The sequence below is a fragment of the Pseudomonas sp. 14P_5.3_Bac1 genome (assembly GCF_025466135.1).
Classification (GTDB): Bacteria; Pseudomonadota; Gammaproteobacteria; order Pseudomonadales; family Pseudomonadaceae; genus Aquipseudomonas.
Map to the genome: position 1 here is coordinate 134,089 of NZ_JANLOF010000022.1, position 13,700 is coordinate 147,788.

Genomic DNA, 13,700 nt, shown 5'->3' on the forward strand with positions numbered 1-13,700 from the left:
AGGGTTGCCTCTATTCAACTGCATAGCCGAATGGCGGGGTAAGGCAGGTCCATACGGTCTGTATGGGCCTGCCAAATCTTCCAGCAACGGGGTTAATACCCTCACAGGCCAGAAAGGGCCCCTCTCAATCTCATGCTGCCAGAGTTAGTCAAAGGCAGTTGTCGCATCATCCTTCCCCAAAACCCTCACAACCTCGTCCCTCGCAGGCTATCCTTGTGCGCTCGAGCAATGCATACCGGTGCGTGTGGACGCAGAACCGCAACTGATGCTCGGCCAAACGTTGGGTTCTCAGGATGTGCACACGCAGGACAACTTCGTGGAGTATGCCGAGCAGCGCTCGAGCGGGGTGTCGTCAGGCATTAGAAATAACACGGGCACAAAAAAGGGCTTAGATTCGTAACCGCCTATGGCGCGAACCTAAGCCCTTGAGATGTTGAAGCGCTAGCGATTATGGCCGTGCTGTCTGCATCTTGGTCACGGACATGCCTGTATTTTCTTCGATTTTGCCATCGCCACTGATATAGCCATGACGAGTCAGGTTAGGCATCATCATCGAGGCAACGAAGGTCACGCAGAGCACCGCGGCGACGTAGAAGAAAAAGTAGTCCTCGACACCTTCAGCGCGGAACGACAGGGCGACATACTCGGCGGTACCGCCAAAGGCGGCATTCCCGATGGCGTAAGGAAAGCCTACTCCCAAGGCTCTCACTGCAGGCGGGAACAACTCGGCTTTGACGATGCCCGCAATCGGCGTATACAGAGACGCCACCACCAGCCCGCCGAACACCAGCAAAAACGCCATTAATGGACTTTGTGTGCCCTTGATGGCGAACAGTAGCGGAATCACCAATAGAAGAGCAATTCCCGAGAACATCAGCATGTGAGTCTTGATACCCAGTCGATCAGCCATTAGTCCGAACAACGGCTGACAGAGCATGAATCCGATCAGCGCCGAGGTCATGATGAAGCTGACCGTCTGTGCATCGAATCCGGCCGAGATCACCAGGAATTTTTGCATGTAGGTGGTGAAGGTATAGAAGTACAGCGAGCCGCCAATGGTAAAGGCGATGACTAGGGCCACGGCGCGTTTGTGTTTGAACATGCCGCGTAGCGATCCGGCGCCCTCGCGGTTCATGTCTTTTTTGGACGCAGTTTCGTGCATTGAACGGCGCAGATAAACCACTACCACGGCACTCACTGCACCGATAAAGAACGGAATGCGCCAGCCCCACTCACGCAGCTGTTCGTCAGTCAGGGTCTGCTGAAGGATCACCACGGTGAACAACGCCATCAATTGCCCGGCGATGATGGTGAAGTATTGGAACGAACCGTAGAAGCAGCGTCGCCCGGGTGTGGCGATTTCGCTGATATAGGTCGCGCCGGTACCGTACTCGGCACCCACCGAGAGACCCTGGATCAAGCGCGCAACAACCAGCATGATGGGCGCCGCGATGCCTATGGTTTCATAGGTCGGTATCACTGCGATCAGCAGTGAGCCGCCGCACATCATGAACACCGAGATAATCATCGAGATCTTGCGGCCCTTTGTGTCAGCGAGCCAGCCGAAGATCCAGCCGCCCAACGGACGCATGAAGAAGCCGACAGCAAATACGCCCGCAGTAGCTAGCAGTTGGGTGGTGGTATCTCCTTTGGGGAAGAACGATGCAGCGAAGTAGATCGCTGTGTAGGCGTAGATAAAAAAATCATACCATTCGACGAGGTTGCCCGAGCAGGCGCCCATGATCGCTCGGACACGATTGGGTTGGCGGACGCGAGCGTCATCGACATCGGTATTGATTGGCAGTGGAGTGGACATGGTGGTCAACCTCTGGCAAGCACGAGACATCTCGAAGCGAAAACAGGCGCTCCGTGAACGGCTTGGGCATTTGTGTGAATCAGAGCAGGCGCTGGGTTTGCAAACAGATAGGGCGCGGGGTGAGCGGTCCTGCCAGGGGAGGGGGATAGGTGGGTAGCATGTTCAAGACCTCTAGTTTTATTGTTGTGAGGCATCGCGGATCGAGTCGCGACTTACTTGCAAGCTACTCCACAGCGCACGCATGAATAAGGGCGCCAGGCGACTATCTGATATGCTGAGATTCTATAGCTGCTAATAGTTGGGCTGATTAGACTGCCATCCACCCCTCTATCCTAAGTTGGTCTGCCCATGGACGTTGTTCAGCTCAAAACACTTATTCATGTTGCTGAGCTAGGCAGTCTCAGCAAGGCGTCTGATCGGCTGCACATCGCTCAACCCGCACTGAGTCGTCAAATTCGACAGTTGGAAAAAGAGCTGGGGGTGTACCTTTTTGAGCGCCATGGTCGCGGCATGATCATTACCGAGGCCGGGAATGAAGTTCTGCAACATGCCACCCGCATCATGGATGAACTGGAGGCCATTCGCAGTTCGGTCGCGAGAGGTCAAGGGGCCTTCCGTGGTGCCGTTGCTATCGGTACCACACCGACCATCGCTGAAATAATGACGGTGCACCTGGTAAAACGTATTCGCGAGGAAAACCCGGATTTGTCTATCCGTTTCTCCTCTGCCTTCAGTGGCTATTTACTGGACTGGATTCAACGCGGCGAATTGGAACTGGTGATTTCCTATGACCTGGAGCCCTTGCACACGCTGCGCATCGTTCCGGTAATGATGGAAAATCTGGTTTTGGTAGGGCCACCCAGTGCAGGTTTGAAGTTGGACGAGGCCGTTCACTTCTCTAGTCTTGCCCATGAGCATTTGATACTGCCTAGCCCGCGACATGGCTTGCGCAAGATCATGGATCGTTGCGCTGCAGACGTCGGTTTCAAGATTGTTGCCAACGTCGAGGCGGATTCGTTTGGCGCGATGATCGACCTGGTCCGCAACGGTTTCGGGCTAACCGCATTGCCATTGGCATCGATATACGGGCATCTGCAAAGCGGCAGCCTGTGTGCCGCGCCTCTTGTAGAGCCTACGCCGATGCGCAAACTGGTAATGGTGTCGCCCGCCGACAGAAAAGTCAGCCAGGCCACGCGCTATGTCGGCGAGACATTCGTCGAGTTGGCTTCGGAATTGGTGAAGCAGGGAATCTGGGCCGGTCACATGCTCTGAGCGCCCTGACAGAACTGCCTGATCGATTCACATGCCTGATTTAGATGTCGTCCGACATTTAAGCGGTTACGTGAGTGGCTACATGTTATCAGAGCTTCCAAAAAACATTTTGACTAGGCTCTAGGACGATATTTTCAGGCAGAAAAATATCAAATATGCCCCCAATTTTGCCCCCAGTTGCATGCGATGCACTCGCAATTGCGAGTGCACGCCCTGGCGGTGATGTTACGTGGGGCTTGATGGCTTTCGGTGGCGCAGCCCTTTTGAAATTGGCTGGTTCGCCCGCCTTACACATGCTCACTGGCTGCGAGTCTGCCGGTATCTACTGATGCATCTCCGTCACGGACATGGTGAACACCAACTTGGATCTGCCAGCGTTGGAATAGGAATGAGGTACATCGGTTTTCGCCACTGCCGAACTCCCCGCAGGGATGACCAACTCTGTTTCCCCTACCACGCATTTCAGCGTGCCTTTCTCCACATGAAACAGTTCAAGCGTGCCCTGAGGATGCCCCTGTGAAGCGAAAGATTCGCCTGGATGCATTTCCCAACGCCACAGCTCGATCATATTAGGGCCGGACGTTCCCGCCAGGAGGCGCGCCGTTCCTCCCAGGTCACCGGTCCAGAGCGTGGGGATGTCTTGGCTGTCGATGATATGGGCGGATGGGGCTTCGGTCACATTGACGATGTCTGCAACAGACAGTCCAAGCGCGGCGGCGATTTTGCAAAGGATGCCGATACTGGGGTTCGCCGTACATTTCTCTATTTCGACAACCATTCCTTTGCTCACACCAGCACGGCGGGAAAGTTCATCCAGCGTGATCTTCTGTGTTTTGCGTGCCTGTTTAAGTGTGCGCGCAACGGCCAGGCTGACGGCATGAGCATCAGCGCCAGGGGTAGTCGACAGGCTGGTATTGGTGGTCATTGATGAAGGTCATGAGAAAAATGTGCTGGGATTCTCGGCCTTTATAAGTAGCTCCGTCAATCGGCTCAGCCGTTATAGTAGATGATAATGGTCATTATATTGACTTTATTGGTCGTCGCTGACTAGCATGAAATGACATTTAGGTTCCTGGAGGTTTTTGATGCTGTCCGTACTGCCGTTAATCGATCAAGCCGTTGCCGAGCTGGCGCCGGAGTTCAGGGCCCTGAGTATCGTGGTGGAAGCTGCACCACTGGCTCATCCTGAGGTGGCCCAGGCTGCGCTGGACCGTGCTTGCAAGGCTGTGCAGAAAGGTGGGCCAAGCTGGGGAGAAGGCCATCTGGCTGCATGGGCTGAGACCTTTCGAAAGTTTGGGGCCAAGCCGCAGCGCACACCTTGTTCAGCTGAAGCGCTGCGTAAACGAGTTTTACGTGACGGCAGCTTGCCTAGCCTGGATCCCATCGTCGATCTCTACAACGCAATCAGCATTGAGTACGCCATCCCGGTTGGCGGGGAAAACATTGAAGCCTATGTGGGCTCCCCACGGCTCGTAGTCGCTGATGGCACTGAGGCTTTTGACACGATGAAAGAGGGGGCTGCTGCCTTCGAGTATCCGGATGCCGGCGAGGTTGTCTGGCGCGATGACAAAGGCGTGACCTGCCGTCGCTGGAATTGGCGGCAAGGTGTCAGGACCCGTCTCGGTGCTGACGCGAGGAGCATGTGGTTCATTCTGGAGAGTCTGCCGGCGATGCCGCTTGAAGCCCTGACGGAAGCGGGGGACAAACTCATCGAAGGGTTGCAGCAAATGATGCCAGGCGTCCAGATCGAAAGCTCACTGATTGGTCCTGGGTCCAAATAGTCCATAGACCACTGCAAGGAGTGATGACGATGTTTACCGGTCTTAGTGCATTTCCTCTGACCCCTATGGATGAGCAGGGTGTGGACGAAAATGCTTTTACTTGTCTTGTGCAGCAATTGGTGGCAGCTAAAGTAGATTCCATCGGGGCTCTAGGATCCACCGGAAGCTATGCGTATCTTTCTCGAGCCGAACGTTCTCGAGTTGCTCAGTTGGCAGTAGAGGCCGCGGAGGACGTGCCTGTGATGGTGAGCATCGGCGCGCTGCGTACACGCGACGTTTTGCTGCTGGCTGAGGATGCGCAAGCCGTGGGGGTCAAAGCCTTGCTGCTGCCACCCGTGTCATATCAAAAACTGACTCAGGACGATGTGTTCTCGATGTACGAAATGGTTTCGGCCAACGTCTCAATCCCGCTATGTGTCTATGACAATCCTGGTACCACTCATTTCGAATTTACCGATGAGTTACACGGGCGTATTGCAGAGCTACCCAATGTCAGCTCAATCAAAATCCCTGGCGTCCCCGAGGCGCCACATCTGGCCAGGGAGCGTGTGGAGCGCCTGCGGAAATTGATTCCGAGTCACGTGACTATTGGAATAAGCGGCGATGCGTTTGCCGCTGTTGGAATGAATGCCGGCTGCGATGCCTGGTATTCGGTCATGGGCGGTTTGTTCCCCAATACGGCGCTCGCCATCACACGAGCAGCATTGTCAGGTGACGCCTTTGAGGCTATGCGCCTCTCCGAATCCTTGAAGCCGCTTTGGGCATTGTTCAGCCAATTTGGCGGTAGCTTTCGCGTGATAGCCACTGCAGCGGAGCTACGCGGCATTACTCACTCTCCGAGCGTGCCTTTGCCGCTTAGAACCATCGAAGGGGAAGGACGCAAGCAAATTGCAGCGGTGATAGACGCGCTCGAATTGAGCTGAGCACTGCGGTGAACACTCTGCCTCATCATGGTTGAGGAGGCAGAAATCCAACTGCCTACAGTTTCAAAAACGTTGTGAAATGATCTTGGTGTCCCTCCAGGATTTCCCTGGGGAGGATCGTGCTAACACTTCCTCGATGCTGCAGGCCATGAGAAAGCACATGAGCAAGGATTTGTTCTTTGGTCATGTTGCCGGGTTTGCCATCCTTGAAAATAAATTCCACCGGTTCAGACAGCTCCTTTGCAGTGACTGATTTCGTGTAATCGACAAACCATTGATTTGCCGCTGTGAAAGCCTCTTCCAACTGACGAATGTCTTGCCGCTGCTCAGTGACGACGTCGTCAAATTCCTCCGGTTTTCCCTGCAGTCTGGCGATGAATAGTTGGTCCACAATATTGATGTGCCTGAGCCAATAACAGGCCTTCTCCATTTCCACAGGAAACGACTGCGAAATGGGCGCTTTCAAGCACCTGAATAACACATCCTCAGACCATGCCTTGTACTGATAAAGCGAGTGCAGCAGATTCTTGGCACACATGGTGTTCTCCCATTTCTAAGCATTGTCGGCCCTCGCACATCCCATGGGCTTGGACAAAAGGGGGGTTCGTGTAACGGGAACGGAATACCGTTAGCGAGATATAATAGTCGATATATTGACTTTTATGGTCATTGGTATGAAGCTGGATCAAAGGCGATTAACGCTACCGCATTGAATTCCGCAGAAGCCCCAGCTTGCAGGCGGCCGGCTCGGAAATGGCTTGAGGGTGTCTTGGATCATGAAATACGTCAGCACACGGACCCCTGGTAGAACGTACGAATTCAGCGAGGTGCTGATGGGGGCGTACGCGCCTGACGGTGGTTTGTACGTGCCGCACAAGGTTCCCCGCTTCAAAAAGGAGGAGCTCTCAAAGCTCGAATGGTTGCCCTTCCATGAATTGGCTCGCTACGTAATCGAGCCCTTTCTGGGGGGATGGATCGAGCAGGATCTGTTGTCTCGGATGCTTGAGGAGATTTTTGATTGTTTTAAAAGCAACGCAGTGACACCGCTGTACCAGACCGCAAGTAACGAGTGGATACTCGAATTGTTTCATGGGCCGTCAGGCGTCTACCAAGACGTTGGCCTTCAGTTGATGTCTCGCTTTATCGATCATGATTTACTCAGGTCTGGTAAGAAGGCGCTGATTATAGGTTGTACAGGTGGAGATACTGGCGCCGCAGCAATAAAAGCATTTTCGGGAATGAAGGGCGTTACGTTGTTGGTATTGCATCCTTCCATGGGGTTAACGGCGGAGGATCGCATACGCTTACTGAGTACGCACGAAGATAATGTTGTGAATGTTGCGGTCGACGGAGACTATTCTGATTGTCATCGTTTGTGTGAGCAGTTCCTGAAACAAAGTAATAATGCACGGCAGCATCTTATTTCGTTCAACTCAGTGCATTGGGTTCGCGTACTTGCGCACCTCTCCTTCTATTTCTATTCTGCTCTTCAGCTCGGTGCGCCTAAAAGAGAGATTGCTTTCAGTGTCCCGACTGGAAATTTTGGCGCCCTGTACGCTGGTTATATTGCCAAGCAAATGGGACTGCCGATTCGACAGCTTATCGTTGCCACGAATACTAACGCCGGACTGCATAACTTTCTCCAATCAAATCTGTACAGTCGAAATGAAATTCGTGCTACCAAAATTCCCACGATGAATGTTTCATTAGCCTCTAATTTTGAGCGCCTACAGTGGAGCATTTTAAATCGATGCGGAGAAAAAGTAGCTCGTAATATGCAGTTGCTAGAAGGCGAGGGAACTATTCAGTTAGCGCAGGATGAATGGTTGGAGGCACGCAAACTGTTTGACTCACTGGCTGTGGACGATGCAGACGCATTCAGTTGTATTCATGAGGTCTTTGCAGAGAGTGGATATCTGGTCAGTCCCAATACCGCCATCGGCTTGCGCGCTGCACGTGTAAGCAGACGCAGCTTGATGATCCCCATGATTTGCCTGGCAACCACACATCCGTCGAAAGTTGGCACTGCAACCCAAAAGTCAGAGATTGTTGGCCACCTAAATACAATTGGTGTTCCTGTAGTTGCTGAACAAGACTGTACTTCAATTCCCAACGACGTCAGGTCGCTGATCTCACTGGTCAGGGCATTATCAAAAGACACGGAGTCTCACTCGTTATAAGTCCGGAGCCAGAGATGAAACGTGTTTTAGATAAAGTTGATGAAAAGATTTTGGAGGAGCTAACTCGCAATGCACGGTTGGCCCACAACGATATTGCCCTAAAAGTCAATTTGTCCAGGAACGCAGTCAGGCTGCGGATTGAGCGATTGGAGCGCGATGGGTATGTCCGAGGCTACACAATTATTAAAGGTATGCCTTCAGCTGATGCAGGACCCATTAATGCATTAATCTTCGTTTATCGTAAGGATCGTATGCGAGATTCAGAAGTTGTTCGTTCCGTTGGTGCAATGCCTGAAGTTATTTCCTGCAATGTGATGAGTGGCGACCTCGATATTGTACTGACGGTTCAGGCGATGAATGCAGATCGTATCCACAGGGTATGGAGTGAGATCTCGACGCTGCCGGGAGTCCTGAATACCGTAACGTCTTTTGTTCTGTCGAGCACAAAATAGCAAGTTGCGCTGTTGTACGAGCATTTTGCTCGCAACAACGTTCTGTTTGCCATATTCGTAAAGTTAAGTTGGCGGCTTACTATCTCAGCACCACAACATAACAATGAGAACCCTGTCGTGACTGAATACAAAATTGCGTTGCTTGGATTTGGTGGCGTTAACCGCGCGCTGACCCAGCTTATTGCCGATAAGAATTCGCGTTGGGCCGATGAATTAGGTTTTACCTTGAAGATTGTCGGTGTCAGTGACCTTTACCTCGGTTCGATCATTAACAAAGACGGCCTGGACGCTCGTGAATTGGCAGCAGTGCCTGCTGCTAAAGGCAGTTTCAGGACCCTGGCCGGCGGGACTGCTGAGCCGGCAAACGAAACCGTTATCCGCTTCTCTGGCGCCGATATTGTCGCTGAGGCAACGTTCACCAATCCTGTGGATGGTGAACCGGCTACGACCTTCTGCCGCTGGGCTCTGGAAAAGGGCGTCAGTGTCGTGACCACGAACAAAGGGCCCGTGGCGCTGCATGCACAAAGCTTGAAGACGCTGGCCGATAGCACCGGCGCCCGCTTTGAATTTGAAGGTTCTGTCATGAGCGGGACCCCGGTTATCCGTTTGGCCAAGGAGTCACTGGCAGGCTCGGAAATCACCGGCTTCAAGGGGATCCTCAACGGTACTTCAAACTTTGTCCTCTCCAGCATGGAGACGGGGTTGGACTTCTCCAGTGCCGTCGCAAAAGCGCAGGAATTGGGGTATGCCGAAGCTGACCCAACAGCGGATGTAGAAGGGCACGATGTGCGCTTGAAGGTTGTCATCCTCGCCAATGAACTGCTAGGCGCAAAACTCAAACCAAGCGACGTCCTGTGCAAAGGGATTTCTGAAATCACGGCCAAGGATATTGCCGAGGCGACGAAAGCAAATGCCCGCTGGAAGCTGATTGGCAGCGCAGAGAAACGGAGCGATGGTTCGATTTCAGCATCAGTGAGTCCGAAGCTCTTGCCGGCGAGCGACGCGCTCTCAGCCGTGAGCGGAGCCACCAACGCAATTACCTTCAACACGGCCATTCTCGGTCCCGTCACTGTAGTGGGTGCGGGGGCAGGTCGTTTTGAAACCGCATTTGCCTTGCTCGCCGACATCGTAAGCATCCACAACCACAAAACCACGTCAGGTAAGTAATCATGAATAGCTTGAGTCTCTCGCTCGCTGCTGATTATAAGGCCATTACGGTGCTCAGCCCGTTTGACGGCAGCAAAGTGGGTGAAGTGGCAGACATACCCGCATCATCCGCTACCACGATAGTTGACACCGCCATTTTAGGTGCCTTGATTGCCAAGGATCTGCCGCGCCATGAGCGTGCGCGTATCTTGGAAAAGGCCGCAAGCTCAGTCGAGCGTGACAAGGACTCCTTTGCCAAACTGATCGTCGCGGAGTCAGGAAAAACGCTGAAGCAGGCGCGAAAGGAGGTGTTGCGATGCGTCAATACCTTGAAGTTGTCCGCCGAAGAAGCCAAGCGCAATGCCGGTGAAGTCATTCCTTTTGACGCCTATGTCGGGTCTGAATCCCGTCAGGGCTGGTTCACCCGTGAACCGTTGGGCGTCATCGTTGCCATCACCCCTTACAACGACCCGCTTAACCTGGTCGCGCATAAATTGGGGCCTGCCATTGCAGGAGGAAATGCAGTTGTTCTCAAGCCGTCTGAGCTCACACCGCTATCAGCGATCAAGCTGGTGGAGTGCTTGATCGACGCGGGTCTGCCTCCGGTTGTTGCCACCGTCGCAACAGGCGGCGCCGCCCTGGGCAAGGCTCTTGTGGCCCACCGTGCGGTGCGCATGGTGTCTTTCACCGGCGGCTTTGTCACGGGTGAGCAGATCGCTCGTACAGCTGGCCTCAAGAAGCTAGCGATGGACCTTGGCGGTAATGCGCCGGTCATCGTGATGGCTGATTGTGATTTGGATGAAACCGTTGATTCATGCGTGTCGGGGGCTTTCTGGGCGGCCGGACAAAACTGCATCGGTACCCAACGGATCCTCATTGAGGCCTCACTCTATGATGCCTTCAAAACGCGCTTTGTTGAACAGACCTCTAAGTTGATCGTCGGCAACCCTGCTGATGAGCAGACGGACGTAGGGCCGATGATTACCGAGGCGTCAGCCAAGCGTACCGAGGAAGTGGTCAATGACGCCATTGCCAAAGGCGCCACGTTGTTGTTTGGCAACACACGCAACGGCTCGCTCTATTCGCCTACCGTGCTGGAAGGCGTCGACCGCCAATGCAAGTTGTGGTGCGAAGAAGTGTTCAGCCCGGTGGTCATCCTCCAGAGCGTCGCCTCCCTGGATGAAGCGTTAGCGCTGGCTAACGAGCCTGAATACAGCCTGCATGCTGGGATCTTCACCAGCAATCTGAAGGTTGCAATGACCGCCGCTAAACGACTGGAGGCGGGCGGGGTGATGATCAACGACTCTTCCGACTACCGCTTTGATGCAATGCCTTTCGGCGGTTTCAAGTACGGGAGCATGGGCCGCGAGGGCGTACGTTTTGCTTACGAAGATATGACGCAGCCCAAGGTCATTTGCATCAACGGTGTGAGTGGAAGCTAAACAATTCGCTCAACTCAAGAATGAATTACACAACAATAACGAGGAATCGACATGCGCCCCGATAAGCACAACCTTTCGACATTATCTGCAGCGACACTTGCTGTTCATGGCGGCAATGTCGCGGATGTCACCAGTGGCGCCGTCCGTACGCCATTGGTTATGGCGAACTCCTATCTCTTGCCGGAAGACCCCGCGACCATGGACTGGTCGAGTCCGGATGGGCTCGTGTACACACGCAATCAAGGTCACAACCAGGTCTGCCTTGAGAAAAAACTCGCGGCCCTTGAAGGGTGTGAAGATGCGGTGGTATTCGCGACCGGTGTCGCGGCGTTGCACTCAGTGTTTTTTTCATTCCTGAAAAGTGGCGACCATGTCATTGTCAGTGACATCACCTACCAGGCGGTCTGGCGGCTTTTCGCTGAACTCCTGCCTGAGCGTTACGGCATTGAAGCCACCTTCGTGGATGTCGGTGACCTCGAATCGGTGCGTAATGCCATTCGGCCCAATACCAAACTGATCCACACTGAAACGATCGCCAACCCCACCACGAAAGTTGCAGACATTGCCGCATTGGCTGAAATTGCACACGCCCATGGCGCGCTGATCTCTGTAGATGCCACGTTCACGCCCCCTCCATTTTTCCGTGCAAGTCAACACGGCGTCGACTTTGTCATTCACTCATTGACCAAGTACATCAATGGTCATGGTGATGCCATGGGTGGGGTGGTGATCGGCTCCAACCAGTTGATCAACAAGATCAAGAACGATGCCTTGGTTGACCTCGGTGCGACCATTTCTCCGTTCAATGCATGGATGATAATGCGCGGATCGGTCACGTTGCCTCTGCGTTTAAAGCAATTGCTGAACTCGGCCGAGAAGTTGGCTCACTTTCTGGACAACGACGATCGGATTGCCTACGTCTACTACCCCGGTTTGTCCTCCCATCCACAGCACGAGTTGGCGCGCCGGCAATTTGCGGGCAAGGGCTATGGTGCAGTGATGGCGTTTGCCGTAGAGGGTGATCCTGATGCCCAGAACCGCTTTGTATCGAACCTGCGCATCATCACGTCGGCCGTTTCATTAGGGCACGACGAATCACTGATCGTGCACGTAGGTGCAGAGGGTCGAGGTGGCTTTGACAAGTACCCCGAAGAGTTCCGCCAGTACGGTCATTTGCGCTTTTCAGTCGGATTGGAAGATCCAGATGACTTGATCAAGGATATTGCGTTCGCGCTGGACGCAACATTCAAGTGATTGAGTTGAAAACATCACGAAACTAGGGTTTGGTCAACCCGTCTTTACCCCCGTCCTCGCGGGGGTCTTTTTAATAACGTTGACGTTTTAATTGCGTCTGGCGCGAACAGTCTATGCGTTTTTTATCGTTTAGGAGTTGCTCATGGCTTGGGTGAGTTTGATCATTGCAGGAGTATTTGAAGTGGTGTGGGCTTTTTCGATGAAGCAATCTGAAGGGTTTACGCGATTAGTGCCCACGGTCATTACATTTGTAACCGTGATTGCCAGTTTTGCGCTGTTGTCCTTCTCGATGAAGAGCTTGCCGCTGGGTACGGCATACACCATCTGGACGGGGATCGGCGCTGTGGGAGCTTTTGCTGCAGGTATTTTCTTCATGGGTGAACCCGCCACGCTGTTGCGTATCGTGGCCGCCGTATTGATTGTCAGTGGACTGTTAATGATGAAATTGGTGTCTGCTTGAAAGGCGAGCATTTTGCTCGTGATAACGTTCAATTTGCCATATTCGTAAAGTCGCCGTACTCAGGTAACGTTCAAGTCCAGACGCAGGTCTCGCTAAATAATAACGAGCGTCATGGTTAATGCTGTCGGATGTTTACTGCCCTTAATCCAACTACAATATCTAGGGATGTAATTATGATTTCGCTAAAGAAGCTATGTTTAGTAATGGGCTTGGCGTTGTGCACAAGTGCAGTGTCTGCCAAAGAATACTCCACCTTGCGTTTCGGCGTAGATGCCAATTACGCGCCGTTTGAGTCCAAGGCCGCCGATGGCAGCCTCAAGGGATTTGATATTGACTTGGGCAACGCGATTTGCGCCAAGCTTTCAGTCAAATGCATCTGGGTGGAAAGCGATTTTGATGGCCTGATTCCAGGCCTCAGGGCCGGCAAGTTCGACGGTATCCTGTCATCCATGACCGTGACGGCCACTCGTGAAAAAGCCATTGATTTTTCAAGCGAGCTTTTCTCCGGATTCACGTCCTATGTGTTCAAGAAGGGGTCGGACCTGAGCACGGATGTGGCATCACTCAAAGGCAAAACGGTTGGCTATTTTCAAGGCAGTATCCAGGAAGCTTACGCCAAGGCCGTGCTGGACAAAGCCGGGATAAAAATCCAGTCCTATCAGAACCAGGATCAGGTGTATTACGACCTGGTAGCGGGGCGGCTGGATGCATCCCTTCAGGATGCGCTTCAAGCCCAACTGGGTTTTATCAACTCCCCCCAGGGCGCTGACTACGAAATGAGCCCGTCGGTCGAGAGCCCTTATCTTCCCTCCAAAACAGCCATCGGCATCGCCAAGGGCAATACAGAGCTCAAGGCCTTGCTGGATAAAGCGATCCAGGCTCTTCACGACGATGGCACCTATGATTCGATCCAGAAGCAGCATTTTGGCGATCTGAATCTTTACAGCGGCAAATAACCACCCGGCGCTCGTCCG

At 53.3% G+C, this 13,700-nt stretch carries 13 protein-coding genes; 10 read left to right on the top strand and 3 right to left on the bottom strand.

Features of this window, described 5'->3' with window-relative positions:
* Positions 1-448 precede the first annotated feature (448 nt).
* On the bottom strand, positions 449-1,816 hold the full coding sequence (locus tag NTD89_RS05675) for an MFS family transporter (protein ID WP_262206703.1): 1,368 nt from the start codon (positions 1,814-1,816) through the stop codon (positions 449-451).
* A gap of 348 nt (positions 1,817-2,164) precedes the next feature.
* Here NTD89_RS05675 and NTD89_RS05680 point away from each other — a divergent pair, with 348 nt between their 5' ends.
* Positions 2,165-3,088 (top strand): LysR family transcriptional regulator, encoded by a 924-nt coding sequence (locus NTD89_RS05680; RefSeq protein ID WP_262206704.1) that lies wholly within the window; start codon positions 2,165-2,167, stop codon positions 3,086-3,088.
* 322 nt (positions 3,089-3,410) lie between these two features.
* Here the strand turns inward: NTD89_RS05680 and NTD89_RS05685 are convergent, their stop codons facing one another.
* On the bottom strand, positions 3,411-4,013 hold the full coding sequence (locus NTD89_RS05685) for an XRE family transcriptional regulator (RefSeq protein ID WP_027616434.1): 603 nt from the start codon (positions 4,011-4,013) through the stop codon (positions 3,411-3,413).
* Positions 4,014-4,173: 160 nt separating this feature from the next.
* On the opposite strand from NTD89_RS05685, the gene NTD89_RS05690 reads away from it, so the two are divergent.
* Together NTD89_RS05690 and NTD89_RS05695 are read left to right on the top strand one after the other, a co-directional pair.
* Positions 4,174-4,869 (top strand): B3/4 domain-containing protein, encoded by a 696-nt coding sequence (locus tag NTD89_RS05690; RefSeq protein WP_262206705.1) that lies wholly within the window; start codon positions 4,174-4,176, stop codon positions 4,867-4,869.
* Between the two features lie 29 nt (positions 4,870-4,898).
* Complete coding sequence (locus NTD89_RS05695) at positions 4,899-5,792, top strand: dihydrodipicolinate synthase family protein (RefSeq protein ID WP_027616436.1); 894 nt, start codon at positions 4,899-4,901, stop codon at positions 5,790-5,792.
* Positions 5,793-5,847: 55 nt separating this feature from the next.
* Here the strand turns inward: NTD89_RS05695 and NTD89_RS05700 are convergent, their stop codons facing one another.
* The gene (locus tag NTD89_RS05700) at positions 5,848-6,330 is read right to left on the bottom strand and encodes a DinB family protein (RefSeq protein ID WP_027616437.1); all 483 of its coding nucleotides are present in this window, start codon (positions 6,328-6,330) and stop codon (positions 5,848-5,850) included.
* A gap of 238 nt (positions 6,331-6,568) precedes the next feature.
* Between NTD89_RS05700 and thrC the strand changes: the two genes are divergently transcribed.
* The 7 genes from thrC (at position 6,569) to NTD89_RS05735 (ending at position 13,682) form a co-directional block, all read left to right on the top strand.
* A complete protein-coding gene (thrC, locus tag NTD89_RS05705) occupies positions 6,569-7,972 on the top strand; it encodes a threonine synthase (RefSeq protein ID WP_027616438.1) in 1,404 nt (467 codons plus the stop codon).
* A gap of 14 nt (positions 7,973-7,986) precedes the next feature.
* Entirely contained in the window at positions 7,987-8,424 is a 438-nt protein-coding gene (locus NTD89_RS05710; RefSeq protein ID WP_027606629.1) for an Lrp/AsnC family transcriptional regulator, read from the top strand.
* 117 nt (positions 8,425-8,541) lie between these two features.
* Positions 8,542-9,591: a homoserine dehydrogenase gene (locus NTD89_RS05715; protein ID WP_041021436.1), complete on the top strand. Its 1,050-nt coding sequence runs from the start codon at positions 8,542-8,544 to the stop codon at positions 9,589-9,591.
* Positions 9,592-9,593: 2 nt separating this feature from the next.
* The gene (locus NTD89_RS05720; RefSeq protein ID WP_262206706.1) at positions 9,594-11,012 is read left to right on the top strand and encodes an aldehyde dehydrogenase family protein; all 1,419 of its coding nucleotides are present in this window, start codon (positions 9,594-9,596) and stop codon (positions 11,010-11,012) included.
* Between the two features lie 51 nt (positions 11,013-11,063).
* Entirely contained in the window at positions 11,064-12,266 is a 1,203-nt protein-coding gene (locus NTD89_RS05725) for a trans-sulfuration enzyme family protein (RefSeq protein WP_027616441.1), read from the top strand.
* Between the two features lie 142 nt (positions 12,267-12,408).
* Entirely contained in the window at positions 12,409-12,726 is a 318-nt protein-coding gene (locus NTD89_RS05730) for a DMT family transporter (RefSeq protein ID WP_027616442.1), read from the top strand.
* Between the two features lie 173 nt (positions 12,727-12,899).
* The gene (locus tag NTD89_RS05735) at positions 12,900-13,682 is read left to right on the top strand and encodes a transporter substrate-binding domain-containing protein (RefSeq protein WP_027616443.1); all 783 of its coding nucleotides are present in this window, start codon (positions 12,900-12,902) and stop codon (positions 13,680-13,682) included.
* Positions 13,683-13,700 lie beyond the last annotated feature (18 nt).

Excerpts from the sequence above, each read along its gene's own strand:
- NTD89_RS05690 (WP_262206705.1), top strand. The coding sequence starts at position 4,174 with ATGCTGTCCGTACTGCCGTTAATCGATCAAGCCGTTGCCGAGCTGGCG.
- NTD89_RS05735 (WP_027616443.1), top strand. The coding sequence starts at position 12,900 with ATGATTTCGCTAAAGAAGCTATGTTTAGTAATGGGCTTGGCGTTGTGC.
- thrC (WP_027616438.1), top strand. The coding sequence starts at position 6,569 with ATGAAATACGTCAGCACACGGACCCCTGGTAGAACGTACGAATTCAGC.
- NTD89_RS05710 (WP_027606629.1), top strand. The coding sequence starts at position 7,987 with ATGAAACGTGTTTTAGATAAAGTTGATGAAAAGATTTTGGAGGAGCTA.
- NTD89_RS05675 (WP_262206703.1), bottom strand. The coding sequence starts at position 1,816 with ATGTCCACTCCACTGCCAATCAATACCGATGTCGATGACGCTCGCGTC.
- NTD89_RS05685 (WP_027616434.1), bottom strand. The coding sequence starts at position 4,013 with ATGACCACCAATACCAGCCTGTCGACTACCCCTGGCGCTGATGCTCAT.
- NTD89_RS05695 (WP_027616436.1), top strand. The coding sequence starts at position 4,899 with ATGTTTACCGGTCTTAGTGCATTTCCTCTGACCCCTATGGATGAGCAG.
- NTD89_RS05700 (WP_027616437.1), bottom strand. The coding sequence starts at position 6,330 with ATGTGTGCCAAGAATCTGCTGCACTCGCTTTATCAGTACAAGGCATGG.
- NTD89_RS05730 (WP_027616442.1), top strand. The coding sequence starts at position 12,409 with ATGGCTTGGGTGAGTTTGATCATTGCAGGAGTATTTGAAGTGGTGTGG.
- NTD89_RS05725 (WP_027616441.1), top strand. The coding sequence starts at position 11,064 with ATGCGCCCCGATAAGCACAACCTTTCGACATTATCTGCAGCGACACTT.
- NTD89_RS05720 (WP_262206706.1), top strand. The coding sequence starts at position 9,594 with ATGAATAGCTTGAGTCTCTCGCTCGCTGCTGATTATAAGGCCATTACG.
- NTD89_RS05680 (WP_262206704.1), top strand. The coding sequence starts at position 2,165 with ATGGACGTTGTTCAGCTCAAAACACTTATTCATGTTGCTGAGCTAGGC.